Annotated in this window: 17 protein-coding genes; 1 reads left to right on the top strand and 16 read right to left on the bottom strand. The window is 48.1% G+C overall.

Going from position 1 to position 17931, the window contains the following annotated elements; genetic code table 11:
* Positions 1-4: 4 nt before the first annotated feature.
* From T2812B_RS01035 to T2812B_RS01045, 3 genes are read right to left on the bottom strand one after another with little or no spacing between them, the layout of a single operon-like run.
* Entirely contained in the window at positions 5-835 is an 831-nt protein-coding gene (locus tag T2812B_RS01035; RefSeq protein ID WP_008192741.1) for a DMT family transporter, read from the bottom strand.
* On the bottom strand, positions 819-2126 hold the full coding sequence (locus tag T2812B_RS01040; protein WP_008192739.1) for a TldD/PmbA family protein: 1308 nt from the start codon (positions 2124-2126) through the stop codon (positions 819-821). The genes T2812B_RS01035 and T2812B_RS01040 overlap by 17 nt, the downstream gene beginning before the upstream one ends.
* Positions 2123-3511 (bottom strand): TldD/PmbA family protein, encoded by a 1389-nt coding sequence (locus T2812B_RS01045; RefSeq protein ID WP_008192736.1) that lies wholly within the window; start codon positions 3509-3511, stop codon positions 2123-2125. The genes T2812B_RS01040 and T2812B_RS01045 overlap by 4 nt, the downstream gene beginning before the upstream one ends.
* Before the next feature lie 109 nt (positions 3512-3620).
* Here T2812B_RS01045 and T2812B_RS01050 point away from each other — a divergent pair, with 109 nt between their 5' ends.
* Positions 3621-4478, top strand: a complete 858-nt coding sequence (locus T2812B_RS01050) for a FlgD immunoglobulin-like domain containing protein (RefSeq protein ID WP_008192735.1) — start codon at positions 3621-3623, stop codon at positions 4476-4478.
* Here T2812B_RS01050 and T2812B_RS01055 read toward each other — a convergent pair.
* The 13 genes from T2812B_RS01055 to T2812B_RS01115 are packed head-to-tail and all read right to left on the bottom strand — an operon-like array spanning position 4475 to position 17906.
* Entirely contained in the window at positions 4475-5404 is a 930-nt protein-coding gene (locus T2812B_RS01055; protein ID WP_008192733.1) for a calcium/sodium antiporter, read from the bottom strand. The genes T2812B_RS01050 and T2812B_RS01055 overlap by 4 nt on opposite strands.
* Before the next feature lie 7 nt (positions 5405-5411).
* Positions 5412-5831 (bottom strand): secondary thiamine-phosphate synthase enzyme YjbQ, encoded by a 420-nt coding sequence (locus tag T2812B_RS01060; RefSeq protein ID WP_004081009.1) that lies wholly within the window; start codon positions 5829-5831, stop codon positions 5412-5414.
* The gene (rnr, locus tag T2812B_RS01065; protein ID WP_004081010.1) at positions 5828-7960 is read right to left on the bottom strand and encodes a ribonuclease R; all 2133 of its coding nucleotides are present in this window, start codon (positions 7958-7960) and stop codon (positions 5828-5830) included. The genes T2812B_RS01060 and rnr overlap by 4 nt, the downstream gene beginning before the upstream one ends.
* Before the next feature lie 14 nt (positions 7961-7974).
* Entirely contained in the window at positions 7975-8604 is a 630-nt protein-coding gene (gene upp / locus T2812B_RS01070; protein WP_004081012.1) for a uracil phosphoribosyltransferase, read from the bottom strand.
* The gene (gene glyA, locus T2812B_RS01075; protein ID WP_008192729.1) at positions 8601-9884 is read right to left on the bottom strand and encodes a serine hydroxymethyltransferase; all 1284 of its coding nucleotides are present in this window, start codon (positions 9882-9884) and stop codon (positions 8601-8603) included. The genes upp and glyA overlap by 4 nt, the downstream gene beginning before the upstream one ends.
* Before the next feature lie 11 nt (positions 9885-9895).
* Positions 9896-11278: a cysteine--tRNA ligase gene (gene cysS / locus T2812B_RS01080; protein WP_004081016.1), complete on the bottom strand. Its 1383-nt coding sequence runs from the start codon at positions 11276-11278 to the stop codon at positions 9896-9898.
* Positions 11279-11295: 17 nt separating this feature from the next.
* Positions 11296-11748, bottom strand: coding sequence for a chemotaxis protein CheW (locus T2812B_RS01085; protein WP_008192723.1), 453 nt, complete (start codon positions 11746-11748; stop codon positions 11296-11298).
* Positions 11749-11760: 12 nt separating this feature from the next.
* Positions 11761-12165 (bottom strand): biotin/lipoyl-containing protein, encoded by a 405-nt coding sequence (locus T2812B_RS01090; RefSeq protein ID WP_008192721.1) that lies wholly within the window; start codon positions 12163-12165, stop codon positions 11761-11763.
* Entirely contained in the window at positions 12138-12446 is a 309-nt protein-coding gene (locus T2812B_RS01095; protein ID WP_008192719.1) for an OadG family protein, read from the bottom strand. The genes T2812B_RS01090 and T2812B_RS01095 overlap by 28 nt, the downstream gene beginning before the upstream one ends.
* Before the next feature lie 9 nt (positions 12447-12455).
* Positions 12456-14003: an acyl-CoA carboxylase subunit beta gene (locus T2812B_RS01100; RefSeq protein ID WP_008192716.1), complete on the bottom strand. Its 1548-nt coding sequence runs from the start codon at positions 14001-14003 to the stop codon at positions 12456-12458.
* Between the two features lies 1 nt (position 14004).
* Positions 14005-16596 (bottom strand): CBS domain-containing protein, encoded by a 2592-nt coding sequence (locus tag T2812B_RS01105; protein WP_008192714.1) that lies wholly within the window; start codon positions 16594-16596, stop codon positions 14005-14007.
* Complete coding sequence (locus T2812B_RS01110; RefSeq protein ID WP_008192712.1) at positions 16597-17214, bottom strand: LptA/OstA family protein; 618 nt, start codon at positions 17212-17214, stop codon at positions 16597-16599. It abuts the gene before it with no gap.
* Positions 17211-17906, bottom strand: coding sequence for a hypothetical protein (locus tag T2812B_RS01115; RefSeq protein WP_008192711.1), 696 nt, complete (start codon positions 17904-17906; stop codon positions 17211-17213). Before T2812B_RS01115 ends, T2812B_RS01110 begins: the two co-directional genes overlap by 4 nt.
* Positions 17907-17931 lie beyond the last annotated feature (25 nt).

The raw sequence follows: 17931 nt of genomic DNA on the forward strand, positions 1-17931 counted from the left end.
CGGTTTAATTAGACTCTCTCGGTCTCAATGTCGTTCCGGTAAAAAGCGCTACCAGAACGAGTATTCCTCCCAAAAGTTGAAGGAAAGACATACGCTCTCCAAGAAGGAGAAACGAAAGCACAAGAGAAACAAAAGGTTGAGTCATGTAAACGAGCGCAGTCGCGTTGTTTCCCACTTCCTTCTGATACCTCATCTGCCAGAGGATACCGAGGGTCGTGGCGAACACTCCGCTGTAGATCCCCACAGAAATCGCTTCGAGATTCAGGTGCCACCTTTCGCCCAATCCAAAAAGGAAATTAACGGCTCCAACGGTCACGAATTGCCAGAAAAGCATGTTCTTTTCCTCTTCGGATCTGGAAAATCTGGTTATGAGAACCACGTGCAGTGCAAACAGAACCGCGCAGAAAAACTGAAAAAGATTTCCCAGTGTAATTTGCGACACGCCACCTGTGAGCAGATAGAGCCCCAAAAACCCTGAAGTGAAAGAGATAAAGTGAATTTTTCTCAATTTCTCCCTTTCAAGAAGAAAAGCAAACAAGGGCACAAGAAACACAAAGCTCGAAACGATGAAACCGCTTTTTACAGCACTTGTGAATTTCAATCCCCAGAGCTGAAATATGTACGCTCCACAGAGAACAAGCCCCAGCAGGAAACCTTTCACAAACCTGCCGGGTCCGAACACAAAAAGCGAAAGTAAGGCCGCACTTCCAAACCTCACAGTGTTGTAAACGAAGGGAGAAACGCCTCCCAGAACGAGTTTCTGAAGCGGAAAAGTCGAACCTTGAAGAACCGCCGTTAGAACGAGAAACGCAAGGGCTTTATTTTCCCGCCACATCCAGAACCTCCACCAGAACACTTGGTGCTATCGTGTGTTGAGACACCTTCACATCGTTTCCAACGAGAACTATCTTTCTCAGAAGATCGAGGAAGTTACCCGATATGGTGATGTCTTCCACACCATGCGCGATCTCTCCGTTCTCCACCCAGTATCCCTTCGCAAACAGTGAAAATTCCCCAGATATAGAATTCGCTCCCGCGTGCATCCCCTCAACTTCCGTGATAACGACCCCTCTGTCCATCTCCTTCAAAAGTTCTTCAAAAGATTTCTCACCCGGCATCAGCATGAGATTGACCGGACGTATTCCTCCTACGAATCCATTTCCCGTTGGTTCTACTCCTTCTTTTCTGGCCGTTTTCAGGTTGTGAAGGAACGTTTTCAGCACACCGTTCTCCAGCACAAATTTCTCGGTTGTTGGCACTCCTTCATCGTCGAAGGGAGTGCTGGAAAGTCCCTTGGGATGGTAAGGCAGATCCTTTATCGAAACAGCAGGATTTCCCACCTGCTCTCCAAGCTTTCCCTTCAGTGGAGAAAGATTCTTCTGCACGTTTTCAGCCGATATCATGGGTATGAACATCTCCATGAGATCAAGCAGCGCTGTATTTCTCATCAACACAGGATACTTCCCGGAGGGTATTGTTTTTGAGCCGATGAGAGAAATTGCCTCCTCTGCGGCTCTTTTCCCTATTTCCTCGGGATTCAGATCTTCCGGTGTCCGCGCCAGTTCATACCAGGAACCAGATCGCGGATTGGTGTCTCTCGCGATTGCCATGGCGAAAAGGAAACCGCCATCCATCTGACTCTCAACGTCCAAACCCAGTGTGTTGGTGATGATCTTCTTTATTACCATGTCCCTGTACATGACCGTTGGTACCATGACGACGCGTTCGTCTTTCGCAGCGCTCTCGTGAGCCTTTTTGGCCATATCCATTTTCTCTTTGACGGAGAGCTTTTCGAATCTCCCAACGTACGTTTCCATTTCTCTGTACTCTTTCCCACCCTCGAAGAAGTATTCTTTCTCTTCGCTGTCTTTGACCTGCAAATTGCTCAGTGCCTCTTCGAAACACTTTTCTGGATTTTCCAGAACCTGTGTTCTGAACGTTCCTGTTTTTCCATCCTTCAGTACCTTTATCTCCACGTTGAACTTTCCTGCGTCCGTGTACTGATCGAGGTCACCGTTTGCGAGGCGAAGAGAAAATTCTCTGGTTTCCAGAAAACTTATCTGAACTTCCACTCCATTTTTCTTTGCAAGAGCGAACAATCTATCTTTGAATTCTTCGAAAGTCATTTGTTTCGCCCCCCTACTACGATCTCCTTAACTCTTATAGTGGGCTGTCCCACATCGGCCGGAACGGATCCAGAGAACGAACCACACATTCCCTGATCGCGCGCCAGATCGTTTCCCACCATGTCGATCTTCTGAATGATCTCGTGTCCCTTACCTATCAGTGTGGCGCCCCTCACCGGCTTCGTGATCCTTCCTTTTTCTATGAGATACGCTTCAGAAACCGCGAAGTTGAACTCTCCAGTGGCTGGATTAACCGATCCACCTCCCATGGTCTTTGCGTAGAGACCGTACTCAGTAGCCGCGATGATTTCTTCCGGGTGGTAGTCGCCAGGGAGAATGAAAGTGTTGCTCATCCTCGAAGTGGGTGGGAAAGTGTAATCCTGTCTTCTGCCGCTTCCTGTGCTTTTCATCCCCATTCTTCTCGCACCGAGCTTGTCCACAAGGTAGCCAACGAGAACCCCTTTGTCTATGAGCAGAGTTCTCTGTGTGGGAGTCCCTTCGTCGTCCACGTTAGCGGAACCCCAGCCGTTCGGAATGGTGGCGTCGTCCACCGCGGAAACACATTCCGCAGCCACTTTCTGCCCGAGCTTTCCCGCAAAAACGGAAGCCCCCTTCGCCACAGACGTTGCTTCAAGACCATGCCCAACCGCTTCGTGGAAGATAACTCCTCCGAAGCCGTTGGCAATCACAACCGTCATCTTTCCAGCTGGAGCGGGTTCTGCCTCGACCATCCTGGCCGCTATCCTCGCCGCCTTCTTTGCCGCTTCCTCCACATCTATTCTGTCGAAGAATTCAAAACCCATTCCTGCTCCGGGACCGTAGAAACCCCTTTCGAGCACTCCGTCCTTTTCCGCCACCGCGTTTATCATCAAACGAGTTCTCACCCGTCTGTCTTCAGCCCAGGTTCCTTCTGAATTTGCAACCAGAATCTCCTGATCGTAGTCCCAGTACCAGACCACCACCTGCTTTATGAGTTCGGAGTAATTTTTCGCCGCGTAATAGGCTTTTTTCATGACAGACACTTTGTCTGTTTTTTCCACCTGAGCCGGTGGAATGAGTACCACGTGTCTTTCCTTCCTTTTCATTCTGTTGAAATTGAACGTGAGATCCTCAACTTTCGTTTCCCCGAGCGCTTCTCCCACCTTCTTTGCGACGTTTGTCAGATTTTCTCTCGAAAGATCGTTCGTGTAGGCGTAAACGGCTTTTGTGCCGAGAAAACCTCTTATTCCCACTCCAACGATCTCACCGCTCGTTGCCTGCTCGATCTTCCCATCCTTCAGCTCGTATCGATTCTCGAATTTTCTCTCAAAGAAAAGCTCGGCGAAATCCCCTCCGTTCTTCAAAACAGCTGAAAGAACGTCTCTGATAACGCTTTCGTTGAGCACCGAGATCCCTCCTTTCTTTTTAACCATTATACTACTTCCCAAGTTCGGGGTGCTAACTATTTCAGCACCTTCAACTGGTGTAGAATAAGATCGATGGGAGGTGGATAACATGAGAAGATTTTTACCGATTCTTTTTCTGCTGATTGCAGGAATCGTACTGGCTGGTGATTACGTCCTGATCGTTTATTCAGAGCCCCTTTCTCAGGTTTTCATAAACGGAAACTACGTGGGAACGGTCGATGTGACCGGTCAGATGATACTTACGTTGAATTCTTCCGGGAAATTCACCATAACGGTGAGAAAGAGCTGGTACATTCCTTTTGAAAGCGAAATCATCGTTTCATCTCCAGGAGAATTCGTTATATTCGCGAACTTGAAAGAAGCAGGAGTTCTGAGAGTCTTCTCGAACGTGTACCCCGTTGAGGTCTTCGCTGAAGGCATGTACTTGGGAAAGATTCGCAGCGTCAAGGATGTACTCTACGTGCCGGCCGGTACGGTGACGCTCACATTCAAAGCTCCGGGGTACAAGGAAGAAGCGGTGACCGTCCAGGTAAAACCAAGGAGCGAGAACACAATCAACATCTATCTGGAAGAGAAAGCGCTCGTACTCGACTTGAAAGTGGAACCCGAGAGATTCTCACCGAACGGTGACTGGTACAACGACAAAACTACATTCTATATTTACCTCTCCAAACCCGCAGACCTGAGTGTGGAAGTTCTGAACGACAGAGGAGAAACCATCTGGTTCAGACAGCTGAAAGGCTCCGAGGGAACGAACAAGGTGATCTGGGACGGAAAAGGCGCATCAGACGGAAGATACAGGGTGAGAGTAACTGCCTCAACCGACGATGAGATGCAGTCTGTAGAAAAAGAAGTGATCGTGGACAGAAGCGAGTACACCTACTTCAAAGAACTGTTCATCGGTTCGGTCCTCGCCCTGGCAGTTCTCCTGATCCTCGTTCACTAACCTCTGAGTACTACAAAATAAACGTACACAGAGTAGATGATTAGGAAAACTGCCCCTTCAAAGCGAGAAATTCTCCTCCTGGAGACAGCAAAAACAAGGAGAAGGGCCGACGTTATGAAAAGAAACCAGAGATCCACAGAGTAGTTGACATCCACAGTCAATCTTCCAAAGAACGAACTCACTCCCAGTATGAGAAGAATGTTGAAGACATTGCTTCCCACGATGTTTCCAACGAGGATGTCACTCTCTTTTTTCGCCGTCGAAACGATGCTCACCACAAGCTCCGGCAGAGAAGTCCCAACGGCTATCACAGTCAAACCTATAAACGCTTGAGAAAGACCGAAAGTTTCGGCTATTTTCACCGCGTTTTCTATGGCAAGGTCCCCTCCGAACCAGAGAGCAAGGATTCCTCCCACGATCATCAAAAGACTGACCGCAACATTCTTCTGTGGTTTTATCTCCTCCAGTTCCTCTTCCACCACTTCCTTCGCTGATGTGATCAGGTAATACATGAAGATGACCATGAAAGAAAGGAACACCACCCCATCGTGCCAGGAAAGATAATAATTTTTCAGAAACAAACTGATGAAAGAGATGGTCGCAAGGATCATGAACGGGATCTCAGATCTCACAGTGCTTCTTTTCACCGGCACAGCCCGAAGAACGGCAGCGAGCCCGAGGCAGAGTCCAACGTTTGCTATGTTGCTTCCAACCACGTTGGAAATCGCTATACTGGAATATCCCTTATTGGCGGAAACGAGAGAAGAAACGAGTTCAGGAAGGGACGTTCCAAAAGCAACAACAGAAAGTCCAACGATCAACTTGGAGATCCCCAATGTCAGCGCCAGCGACGACGCTCCCGTGACGAGCCAGTTTGCGCCGATCACCAGAATCGCTATTCCCAGGGCAGTCAGAAGAAAAGCCACAGCCTGATCACTCTCCTATGATCTTGACGAGGACTCTCTTTGGCCTCATACCGTCGAACTCACCGTAGAAAACCTGTTCCCACGGTCCCAGATCCATCTTTCTATCGGTGATGGCTATGACCACTTCTCTTCCCATGATCGTGCGCTTGAGATGAGCGTCCGCGTTGTCTTCCCCGGTGTCGTTGTGTTTGTACTGGGAGTACGGCTTTTCCGGAGCGAGTTTTTCGAGCCACACCTCGAAATCGTGGTGAAGTCCCGGCTCATCGTCGTTTATGAAGACACTCGCGGTTATGTGCATGGCGTTGCAGAGAAGAAGCCCTTCTTTTATACCGCTTTCTCTAACACACTCCTCCAAAAGGGGAGTTATGTTGATGAACTCCCTTCTCCTCTTCGTGTGAAACCAGAGTTCTTTTCTGTAGCTCTTCATTCTTCATCCTCCTCCACCAGTACGAAATCTATCTCACCTCTGATCTTGTCCGCCCTCACTACTTTCGCTTTGAGAACATCTCCCAGTCTGAAGACTTTTCCCTTTCGCTTTCCGATGAGCATGTTCCTTGTTTCGTCGTAGTAATAATAGTCATCCAGCGTCGATATGTGAACAAGACCGGAAATGCTCTTTTCAGGAATCTCCACGAACAGTCCAAATTTTGTGATGTTCGTTACCACAACGTTGAATACCTCACCTATGTGGCGAGCTATGTATTCTACCTTTTTCATAGCTACAAGGTCCCACTCCGCTTCGTCCGCAACTCTTTCCCTTCGACTGCAGTGTTTCGCGATCTTTGGAAGCACCTTGGAGAATTTTTCGATCTGTTCGGGAGTGAAATACCCATTCTGCTCAAGGTAGAGTTTCAAAAGCCTGTGAACGACAAGATCGGGATATCTTCTTATGGGTGAAGTGAAATGTGTGTAAGCGTAAGAAGCGAGCCCAAAATGACCGATGTTCACGGCAGAGTACATCGCTCTTTTCATGGATCTGACGAGAAGTCTTTCTACACTGCTCCTCAAAGGATGGTCTTTGACCTTTTCCAGAAGTTTCTGAAGCATTCCCGGGTGTATTTTGTGGGAGAATTTCGCCCGTATCCCCATCGCCTCCAGATAGTTCTTCAACTGAAAGATGGTCTCGGGATCGGGCTCCTCATGTACACGATACATGAATGGAAGTCCGGCGTGATCGAATATTTCAGCCACCGTCTCGTTCGCTCTGATCATGAATTCTTCTATCAACTTCTCTGCAATTCCTCTTTTTCTTGGAACGATATCCACCACCTGTCCGTTCTCGTCCAGTATGACCTTCACTTCGTCACTTTCTATATCGAGAATGGCTCCGCGCTTTCTTCGTGCTTCTCTCAATATCTCTGCGAGTTCCACCGCGTTGTATATGAGATCCTTGAACGGTTCGTACTCCTTCATCGAAGAAGGATCTTCCAGGAATTCGTTCACCCTTTCGTAGATCATCCTCTTTTTGCTCTTTATCACACTCGGGTAGACATCGTATCTCACGACCCGTCCGTCTCTGTCTATCTCCATCTCCACACTCATGGTGAGCCTGTCTTTCCCTTCAACGAGACTGCAGATACCGTTGGACAATCTGAAGGGAAGCATTGGAATCACGGTATCAATGAGGTACACACTCGTTCCCCTTTTGAAGGCCTCCTGGTCCAGCGCGGAACCTTCTTTCACGTAATGTGAAACGTCCGCTATGTGAACACCAAGAAGATAATTTCCGTTCGGAAGCTTTTCCACAGAGATGGCATCGTCGAAGTCCTTTGCGTCCTCACCGTCTATCGTGACGATAACTTTGTCTCTCAAATCTTTTCTTCCGACAAGGTCTTTTTTCCTCACTCTGGCAGGTATCGCGTTCGCTTCTCTTATGACCTCTTCTGGAAATTCACCCGGTTCTGGAAGATCGTGCTTCACTATGACACTTGGAAGGTCGATGGAAGGGTCATCGAGATCACCGAGTACTTTCACAACCTTCGCCTCAGGGTTCTTGCCGGGAGAGGGATATTTCAGAATCTCCGCTATCACCTTTTGGTTGGGTTTCGCGCCGTCGATGTTCTCGGGTGCCACGTAAAAATCGTACGCAATCTTCGGGTCATCCGGCACAACAAATCCAAAGGTTCCTTTGTGGTCAAAAACACCGACAACTCTCTTGAGACCACGTTCGAGAACCCTTACGACTCGTCCCCTTGGAAGACCCCTCCAGGTTCCTGTTATTTCAACAACGACTCTGTCTTTGTGCATGGCGTACTTCGTGTCTTCAACAGGAACAGCGATTTCTTCGAAATCGTCCGTTATGACAAAGGCCACGTAACCACTTCGTGTGAATTCGATCGTTCCTACTTTGAGATCTTCGCCGAGTTTTCTGTACCTTCCCCTGCTGTCCCTGAAGATCCTTCCTTCTTTTTCCAGTTTTTTCACAACTTCTCTCACTTTTTTTCTCTGTTCTCTCGTCTTTGCCCTGAACTTCTTGTAGAGTTCTTTCAACACCATGGGTTTGTAATCGTCTGAGAGAATGAACCTTTCCACATCTTTCTTCCTTATCGAACTCATGTACTCACCTTCTTCTATTTTGTCCTGAAGAGTCTGTCACCCGCATCTCCAAGACCAGGAATGATGTAACCGTGATCGTTGAGACGCTCGTCCAGTGCTGCAACGTAGATTTTAACATCTTCGTATTTTTTCTCCACCGCTTCCACTCCCTCTGGAGCCGCGATCAGAGCCACCAGCGTGATCTTCTTCGCCCCGTTCTCCTTCAAAATCTCGATGGCCTTTATCGAAGAAACACCCGTCGCCAGCATGGGATCCAGCAAAAAGACCTCTTTGTCGTCGTTGAGAGGAGGCAGCTTGGCGTAGTATTCCACCGCTTGAAGTGTCTCCGGATCTCTGTATATTCCTATGTGGCCCACCGATGCGTTTGGAAGCAGTTCAAGAATACCATCCGCCATCACAAGACCGGCTCTGAGAATAGGAACCACCACGATATCCTTATCGTTTATACGGTATCCGATCGTTTTCGTTATGGGAGTTTCCACCTCTACTTCCTCGCACTTCAAATGTCTCGTGGCTTCGTACGCGAGGAGGAGTGTTATCTCTCTGAGCAGCTCTCTGAACTCCTTCGGACCGGTGTTCTTGTCTCTCATGATCGTGAGTTTGTGCTTTATGAGGGGATGATCCACCACAACGAGATTCTTCATATTTCCACCCCTTCGATCTTGTCACGGTACAGAGGAAACCTTTCGCAGAGCTCCCTTACCTTCTTTGAAACCTCTTCCCTCACCTCTGGTTTCACCGTTCCGTTTTCATCGATCACGTTCGAAAGAACCAGATCTATCATCTCGGCGATCTCTTCCATCTCTTCTTCCTTCATTCCGCGGGTTGTAACAGCGGGTGTTCCTATTCTGATACCGCTCGCCACGAACGGAGATCTCTTTTCGTTGGGAATGGTGTTTTTGTTCACTGTGATACCACAGCTTTCCAGGGCCTTTTCCGCCGCTTTACCCGTTATGTCTTTTGGTGTGAGATCCACCAGGAACAGGTGTGTATCAGTTCCTCCAGAAACGATCCTGTAACCTCGTTTCTGGAACTCTTCAGCCATCTTTTTAGCATTTTTGACCACCTGCTTCTGGTACTCTTTGAACTCCTCCGTCATGGCTTCTTTGAAACAGACAGCTTTCGCCGCTATGACGTGCATGAGAGGACCACCCTGGATACCGGGGAAGATAGTTTTATCCACGGCTTTGGCGATCTCCGGATCGTTCGTGAGTATCAAACCACCTCTGGGGCCCCTGAGAGTCTTGTGTGTGGTGGAAGTCACCACGTGGGCGTATTCCAAGGGATTTGGATGAATTCCAGCAGCGACGAGTCCGGCAAAGTGAGCCATATCCACCATCAAATATGCTCCCACCTCATCGGCTATCTCTCTGAATCTTTTGAAATCGATGATCCTGGCGTAAGCACTTCCACCCGCAACGATTATCTTCGGCTTGTGTTCCAGAGCGAGTCTTCTGACCTCATCGTAATCTATCGTTTCCGTTTCCAGATTGACTCCGTAGGGTACCACCTTGAAGATCTTCCCTGAGAAATTCACCGGTGCTCCATGGGTGAGATGTCCCCCGTGTGACAGGGACATTCCCATGATCGTGTCTCCGGGCTGGGCGAGTGCCAGATAAACCGCCATGTTCGCCTGAGAACCGGAGTGCGGCTGAACGTTCGCAAATTTGGCTCCAAACAACCTCTTCGCTCTCTCTATAGCGAGTTCTTCTGCTCGATCCACCCACTCGCAGCCACCGTAGTATCTCTTCTTCGGGTATCCCTCCGCATACTTGTTGGTGAGCATGCTTCCCATGGTTTCTATGACAGCGAGTGACGCGAAGTTCTCAGAGGCGATCAGCTCCAGGCCGTACTCCTGACGCTTCAACTCGTTCACAAGAACTTCGTATATTTCGGGATCAACCTGTTTTACATGCTTCCACACGAAAAATCACCTCACTCGACAGTGTATTCTGTCCCCGAAGGGGTATCCTTCAAAATGATTCCAATCTCCCTGAGGCGATCCCTTATTCGATCAGAAAGATCGTATCTTTTTTCCTTCCTCAAGACATCTCTCACTTCTATCAGCAGTTTGAGCAGTTCTTCAGAGGAAACTTCTTTCTTCTCTTCGTTGAGATCGAAAAGTCCCAGAACGGGGCCGAACTCCCTTCTGATCAGGTGATAGTAGAGAAGGGCATCCTCACGGTCGTTGTCATCCATCGCTTTGCTGAGGTTTCTTGCGAGCTCAAAAATCAAGGACACCGCTACTGGTGTGTTGAAATCGTCGTCGAGAGCTTCCACAAAACGATTAACGTACTCTTCGTAAACAGCGTTTCTCTTAGGTATCCCGATATCTCCAGATTTTTCGTATCGTCCCAGAATCTCCCAAACACGTTTGACCGCCCTGGAGTAATCCTGAAGGAGTTCTTCAGAGAAGTCCATCGGCGACCTGTAGTGCTTTGAGAGAATCATGTATCTCAGACCGTCTCTGCCGTATCTTTTCACGGCTTCACGGACGGTGAAGATGTTTCCCGTCGATTTACTCATCTTATCACCGAGGAACCTGACCATGCCGTTGTGCATCCAGTATCTCGCAAAAACCTTACCGGTCAGGGCTTCGGCCTGAGCCTTCTCGTTCTCGTGGTGCGGAAACACGAGATCTTCTCCACCCGCGTGTATATCGAAACTCTCTCCCAGGATTTTCACGGACATAACCGTACACTCTATGTGCCAACCTGGTCTTCCCTCTCCCCAGGGGGACTTCCAGCAGGGTTCACCGGGTTTGGCCTTTTTCCAGAGCGAGAAATCGAGAGGAGACTTCTTCGTTTCGTCCACCTCGACTCTGGCACCCGCGATGAGATCCTCTATCTTCTTTTTGGAGAGTTCACCGTACTTTTCGAACTTTCTCACATCGAAATAGACACCCGTTTCCGTTTGATACGCGAACCCTTTTTCTACGAGTTTTTCTATTATCTCAACAATGTCTTCAACGAAATCGGTGGTTCTTGGATGAAAATTCGCCGGTCTTATACCAAGCGCATGTGCGTCTCTCCAGTACTCGGCTATGAAGGTATCTGCCACGGTCTTGTAATCGACACCGAGCTGATTCGCCTTGTTTATGATCTTGTCGTCTATATCCGTGAAATTCTGAACCATTATGACCCTGTAACCCCTGTACTCGAGGTACCTCCTGAACACATCGAATACCAACGCGGGTCTCGCGTTCCCCACGTGGATGAGATCGTACACGGTGGGTCCGCACACGTACATCCTCACAACACCGGGTTGAATAGGCACAAATTCTTCTTTTTTTCCTGTCAGGGTGTTGGTTATTCTCATCGATGCACCTCCAGTTTTCACACGTTGATGTTGCTGATCTCCACCAGTTCCTCCGAAGTGAGAACCTCTTCTATGTTCAGAATAATCACGATATCGTCACGAACTTTAGCAAGCCCGAGAATGTAGTTCTTTCCTTTTCCCGAAAGATTCTGGGGAGGCTGTTCGATGTCACTCTCTGTGAGCGTCAGAACCTCGCTCACATCGTCCACCAGGAAACCTATCAGTGTGTCTTTCACCATCGAAACAATGATCTTCGCCCTCTTCTTGTCCTCCATGTCCGGCATCTTGAACTTCTTCCTGAGATTCACCACCGGGATGATCTTCCCTCTGAGGTTCATGACCCCCTCTATGTACTCTGCTGTCTCTGGAACGGGAACGATCTTTTCCACTTCGACGATGCTCTCCACTTTCATGATGTCCACACCGAACACCTGATTTCCCAGCTTGAACGTCACCACTTTCAGTTCCATCTTCATCCCCCCTCACACGATCTTCATGAGTATCTGACCTGTTTCTATGTTGTCTCCTTCTTTCACGAGGATCTCCTTTACTGTTCCAGAAAACTCGGACTGAAGCTCGTTTTCCATCTTCATGGCTTCAAAAACAAGAAGTTTATCTCCCACGTTCACCTTTTGACCCTCTTTTACAAGCACCTTCAACACGATACCCGCCATGGGAGCCTTAACCAGTTTTTCTTCCTGATCCGGAGACTCTTCTCTTTCCATCACAACTGGTTTTGGTTCTTCCTTGGGAATTTCCTGAACCGTTTTCTGAGACACTTCTTTTGCTGGTTTCTCAGCTGGTTCCTTTTTACGAACGTTTCCTATTTCTTCCACTTCCACAATGTATTCCTTTCCGTTCACCACCACTCTGAACTTTCTGACCATCTTCTCCTCCTCCAGCCGGTTTTTTTCCACGCCTCGTATCCTCGTTTTTCTCTGCTTTTTTTCACAGAAACTATTCTGTATTCACCTTCGATTACCTGCGAAAGCACCGCTGAGATAACTGCTATCACCTCTTCGTTCTCTTCTGAATACCTGGTCTTCTTTTCTTCAACAACAGCGGGTTTCTCTTTTCCCGAGAAAAACTTCAAAACAATGGAGAACAAATACAGAATAAGAAATACAAAGAACACTGTCACTATTCCGAACAGAAAGATGGTGATCATTACCTCACCTCACAGAGGGATGTTTCCATGCTTTTTCTTCGGTCTGTACTCAACCTTAGTTTCGCAGACTTCAAGTGCCCTCATTATGTATTTTCTTGTCTCTCTCGGATCTATCACCATGTCTACGTATCCTCTGCTCGCCGCTATGTACGGATTCGCGAACTGCTGTTTGTATTCTTCGATGAGCTTTCTTCTCGTTTCTTCTGGATTGGAAGAAGCCTCTATTTCCCTTTTGAAGATAATATTCGCTGCGCCTTCAGGCCCCATGACTGCGATCTCGGCGGACGGCCAGGCAAGCACCATATCCGCCCCCAGATGTTTGCTCCCCATGGCGATGTACGCTCCTCCATAAGCCTTTCGGAGAATGACCGTGATCTTCGGGACCGTTGCCTCGCTGTACGCGTAGAGCAGCTTCGCTCCGTGTCTTATGATGCCGCCGTGTTCCTGAGCGACACCGGGGAGATAACCGGGGGTGTCCACGAAGGTCAGAATAGGAATGTTGAAGGCGTCGAGGAACCTGATGAAACGCGCCGCTTTGTCGGAGGAATCAATATCCAGAACACCGGCGAGTACGGAAGGCTGATTCGCCACTATTCCCACTGTCTTTCCCTGGATTCTGGCAAAGCCTATGACGATGTTCTTTGCAAAGTAAGGCTGAACCTCGAAGAACTCCCCGTGATCCACTACTCTTTTGATGACATCTCTCACATCGTATCCCTTGTTCGGATTGTCCGGAAGGATATCGAGAATGTCCTCTGGAGTTTCCAGACTGGTATCGGGATCCTCAACGGGTGGTTCTTCGGCGTTGTTGGAGGGAAGGTACGAAAGAAGTGTTCTCACCAGAGACATGGCTTTTTCATCGTTGTCTGCCAGAAAGTGAGCGTTTCCACTCTTCTGATTGTGAACCATGGCACCTCCCAGATCCTCCTGGGAGATCTCTTCACCCGTCACCGCCTTTATCACGTTCGGCCCCGTTATAAACATCCTGGCGGTCTGGTCTACCATCACGATGAAATCGGTGAGGGCGGGAGAATAGACAGCCCCACCAGCACAGGGACCAGCTATCACGGTGATCTGTGGTACCACACCGGAAGCGAGGGTGTTCCTCAAAAATATTTCGCCGTAACCGGCGAGTGCATCCACACCTTCCTGAATTCGTGCGCCTCCAGAATCGTTTATACCGATCACCGGTATTCCCATCTTGAGAGCCAGATCGAGGAGCTTTACAATCTTCTTCGCGTGCATTTCTCCCAGTGAACCGCCCATCACCGTGAAGTCCTGGGAGAAAACGGCGACTTTTCTTCCGTTTATCTCTCCCACACCTGTAATGACTCCATCCCTTGGAAGTTTCACCTTGTCGAGCCCAAAGTACGTGTTTCTGTGTTTCACGAACTTGTCGATCTCCACGAACGTTCCTGGATCGAGAAGCAGTTCTAACCTTTCCCAGGCGGTGAGTTTTCCAGCTCTATGCTGTTTTTCTACTTTCTCAGGACCGCCACCCTGTTCAATCTCTTTCTCGAGTTTCTTCAATTCTTCGATCTTATCCCTCAGACTCATCTTATCCCTCCGTTTCTAATGATGCCAGGACTTCCTCCAGTATCTCCTCTTCATCTCTTGTGTCTCCATCGAGTTTTTTCATGAGAATCTTCTCGAGAACCTCTCCAATTATTTTACCGGATGTTATTCCTTTTCTGATGAGATACTCTCCGTTTATCTTTTCGAGCTTCGTGTTCTTTATCTTCAAAAGATAAGATTTGAACAGCTCTTCTTTCTCACCGCTGAGATACGCTAAGAAGTGACAGATCGTTTCGTTCGAAACACCCTTCACAAGAGGATAAACAAAGGAAGCAGGAACCCTTTCTGAAAGCATTTCTAAAAGAGCGGGCGCACTCTTTTCTACATGCCTGATCTCATTTATCAAATTCCTGCGAAGAGAATATCTATCCCTCACTTCTTTCCAGCTCTCGTCGTCGTAGAACTCGAGGAACACGTGGAGCACCGCGTAGAATTTGTCAACCTCTCCGAAGTTCTCCTCCACCCACGGAATGTTTCTGAAGAGATTTTCCATCTTCTCGTCCATGGAAGGTGTGTAATAGGTTTTTGGAAACAGATGTTTTATCACATCGAACTGTGCCATCCTTCTGATCGACTTCAGAGGGTTTTTCTCTTCGAGTATTTTCTCCAGTTCTTGTCTGAGACGTGGTCCAGTTGTTCTCTCAAGGTAGCCTTCTTCAACAGCCTGTTTCAGGAGTCTCTCTGTTGTTTCTTCTATTCTGAAGTCAAAACGTTGCTCAAACCGAATGGCACGTAGAATCCTTGTGGGATCGTCTACAAAACTCAGGGTGTGAAGAACCCGTATTACTCCTTCCTTCAGATCTCTGTATCCCCCAAAGAAATCGATCAGCAATCCGAAATCTTTCGGATTCAGCTTTATAGCCATCGCGTTTATCGTGAAATCTCTCCTGTAGAGATCTTTCTTTATCGTACTCATTTCCACATCGGGGAGTTTGGCGGGTGATTCGTAGTACTCCAGTCTTGCTGTTGCGATGTCTATTCTGAGGCCTCCCTTCAGAAAAAGAGAGGCGGTCATGAATTTGTCGTGTTTCACCAGTTTTCCCGGTAGAAAACGTTTAGCGTACTCGGCAAATTCCAGCGCGTTGCCTTCAACAACGATGTCTACATCGAGATTCTTTATACCGAGTAGAAGATCGCGGACGAAACCTCCCACAACGTAAACGGGCATGTTCACCTCATCACCGAACTTCCCGAGGAGTCTGAAAAGATTCAAAATCTTCGGATCCACCCGTTCCACGAGGAGCTTTGAAACGTCTCTGAATATCTGTCCGTTCGCCTGAAACACCGGCATTACGTATTTTTTGAAGGGTTTTCCGAATATCGCCCTCAGAACGTCACTTCTTGTCACGATGCCCACGAGAATACCGTTTTCCAGTATGGGGATTCGTCCTATGGCGTGCTCCACCATGAGTTCTCTTAACCTGGTTACAGAAGTATCAGGGGTCGCCACCACCAGGTTCGTCGACATGATGGATTTCACAGGCCTGTCTCCCAGACCATGGTTCATCGCCTTTTCGACCGCTTTCTTCGTAACAATACCTACCAGCCTGTTCCCCTCAACGACCGGAAATCCACTGTGTCCGGTTTGCTTCATCAACCTATCCACTTCTTTTATCGTCATGTTAGATAGGACCACCTTCACGGGAGAGGACATGATATCTCTTGCGCGGAGGAGTGGCACCACGTGATCATGGAGTCTATTCAAAACTTCTTTCAAAACCTCGTCGATCTCTTTCCCGGTGATAGTTGCGGAGGCTGCCCTCGTGTGTCCGCCTCCCCCGAGGTCTTTCATGAGAGAGCCGAGATCCACATCGGGTGAACTGGTTCTTCCAATAACGTAGATCTTCTTTCCCATCTTCACGATCGCTATGAAGGTTTCCTTTCCCATCATTTCCCAGGCTTTACTCACGATCAGCCCCAGTCCTCCAACGAAATCCTCGCACTCTATCATCGAGATGGTTATCGGAACACCGTTCACTTCATAATCACGTGCGTTCTCTATCAAATCGTCCAGCAGTTCCATCTGCCTAGGAGTGAGTTCTTCTCTTGTGTAAAGCGCTACCTCATCGAGATTTGCTCCATTTTCCAGAAGGAATTTCGCTATCTCCAGATCCCGCGGTGTGGTTGAAGAGAAAAGGAGATTTCCCGTGTCGTCGTAGAGAGCGATCATGAAGAGAGTGGCTTCGGTGGGATCCAGTGGTATATTTTTCTCTCGAATGAGCTCAACGAGTATCGTGATCGTGGCTCCTACCTTCGATACTATTCCATCGTAAGGGCTTTCATCTACATGGTGATCGTAGACTGTTATTTTCGCCCCCTGAGCTTTCTTTCTGATGCTCTCCGGTATTCGATCCAGAGAAGGTGCGTCGACGATCACAAGTTCTGTGATCTCACCTTCAAACTCATGATCCCAGACGAATTCAAACCGATCCGAGTAAACCTTGAGGAAATCGGAGAGATTCCTCGCTGGATTGGAAGGCAGAACTATGATGTGGTCATCAAACAGCTTCTTTGCCGCGACACAGGAAGCGAAGGCATCGAAATCGGGTGACCTGTGTGTGGTAATGACTCTCATTCACTCCACCTCTAAGGTGACGGTCACGGAACTCGCTTCCATCGTATCTTCTTCAAGATCCATGATCACTCTCTCTGCTTTCATCTCCAGATCTTTTTCTTTATCCTTCAACCTCACACTGCGGAGGAGTTCTATGATGCCGTCTTTTCTTTTGTAAACCACCTCTTCGGAATTTGCCACAACTGAACCCTTTTGAATCTTCACCTTTCCAGCTCCCTGGAAAACGTCCTCTTCAAGATCGAAGGTGATTTGTTCGCACTCCATATAGATCGTTTCTGTACTGGTTTTATCGATGAACTCACCTTTCACATTTCCTGTGATAGTTCCTACTCTGGTCTCCACATCGTAAATGAGAGTGTCTCCTTTCAGCTCCCCGTCTTCAAGGGTCACAGTTACAGATGAACTCGCTTCTGTTATTCTCCACTTTCCACTCAGTTTTTTCACGATTAAATTGTCAGCGTTCAGCGTAAAGTTCTCTTCTTCGATCTTGAGAACAACGCTTCCGGAATACTCTATCCTCTCATCGGAAGGCTTCACAAAATCCGCCTTTATGTGAATTGTCTTCGAGAATGCGAAAAGACTCACAAGGATGAAGAACGCGATCAACGACTTTTTCACAGAACCACCTCCTCGAAAAATCTGGAGAACTCTTCGTAAGCGCGTCGCGTTGTAGAAACTGGAGAAAGGGAAGAACACGCTATTCTCAAGCTCTTAGCCTTTTTTATTCTTTCTTTCTCCAGATGCTTTGTTCTGGCTGTTGTCGACAAAAACAGGTACTCGAGCGCGTTTCTGGGGGGATTCTTTTCTTTCTCCACATCGAAAAGGACCGTCAGTTCTCCTTCGGGAACTCCCGTGATCCAGGTGATGGGAACGTACCTGTCTTCGTACGGGCGGTAGAGTATCGGAAAGGAAAGAGAAATCTTGAGCGCTCTTCTCAGATCGTCTCCCTCTTTGAAAACCACTTCCTTTCCTTCAAAAAGATCGAAAGCCCAGATTTCAAGACCCCCTGGGATTTTCTGTGCGGGGAACAGCGAATCTATGTACCTGTACAGGCGCTCGTGATTTCGAACACCGTTCAGCGTGTCACCGATTCTCATCAGTATTCGAAGAGCATCCACCATTGAAAGCTGATCTATGCCTTTCGTGAAGAAAGGATCGAGAAGCTTTTCAATGTTCTTCCATTCCTTCACCAGAATCGAGTACGTCCTGTTAGTAGATCTTGTAAGGAAAAAAAGAGCGCAGGGAATGGAGGAAATTCCACAGCACCTCACCGTGAAATCGACTTTCGAATCTTTTAAAAATTTCAGCACCCCTATGACTCCCAGATAAGCACCG

Origin of the sequence: Thermotoga sp. 2812B (assembly GCF_000789335.1) — a bacterium.
Taxonomy (GTDB): domain Bacteria; phylum Thermotogota; class Thermotogae; order Thermotogales; family Thermotogaceae; genus Thermotoga; species Thermotoga maritima.

Coding starts and splice junctions, on each gene's coding strand:
- T2812B_RS01035 (WP_008192741.1), bottom strand. CDS start 835: ATGTGGCGGGAAAATAAAGCCCTTGCGTTTCTCGTTCTAACGGCGGTT.
- T2812B_RS01040 (WP_008192739.1), bottom strand. CDS start 2,126: ATGACTTTCGAAGAATTCAAAGATAGATTGTTCGCTCTTGCAAAGAAA.
- T2812B_RS01050 (WP_008192735.1), top strand. CDS start 3,621: ATGAGAAGATTTTTACCGATTCTTTTTCTGCTGATTGCAGGAATCGTA.
- T2812B_RS01060 (WP_004081009.1), bottom strand. CDS start 5,831: ATGAAGAGCTACAGAAAAGAACTCTGGTTTCACACGAAGAGGAGAAGG.
- rnr (WP_004081010.1), bottom strand. CDS start 7,960: ATGAGTTCGATAAGGAAGAAAGATGTGGAAAGGTTCATTCTCTCAGAC.
- upp (WP_004081012.1), bottom strand. CDS start 8,604: ATGAAGAATCTCGTTGTGGTGGATCATCCCCTCATAAAGCACAAACTC.
- cysS (WP_004081016.1), bottom strand. CDS start 11,278: ATGAGAATAACCAACACCCTGACAGGAAAAAAAGAAGAATTTGTGCCT.
- T2812B_RS01085 (WP_008192723.1), bottom strand. CDS start 11,748: ATGGAACTGAAAGTGGTGACGTTCAAGCTGGGAAATCAGGTGTTCGGT.
- T2812B_RS01090 (WP_008192721.1), bottom strand. CDS start 12,165: ATGGTCAGAAAGTTCAGAGTGGTGGTGAACGGAAAGGAATACATTGTG.
- T2812B_RS01095 (WP_008192719.1), bottom strand. CDS start 12,446: ATGATCACCATCTTTCTGTTCGGAATAGTGACAGTGTTCTTTGTATTT.
- T2812B_RS01100 (WP_008192716.1), bottom strand. CDS start 14,003: ATGAGTCTGAGGGATAAGATCGAAGAATTGAAGAAACTCGAGAAAGAG.
- T2812B_RS01105 (WP_008192714.1), bottom strand. CDS start 16,596: ATGAGAGTCATTACCACACACAGGTCACCCGATTTCGATGCCTTCGCT.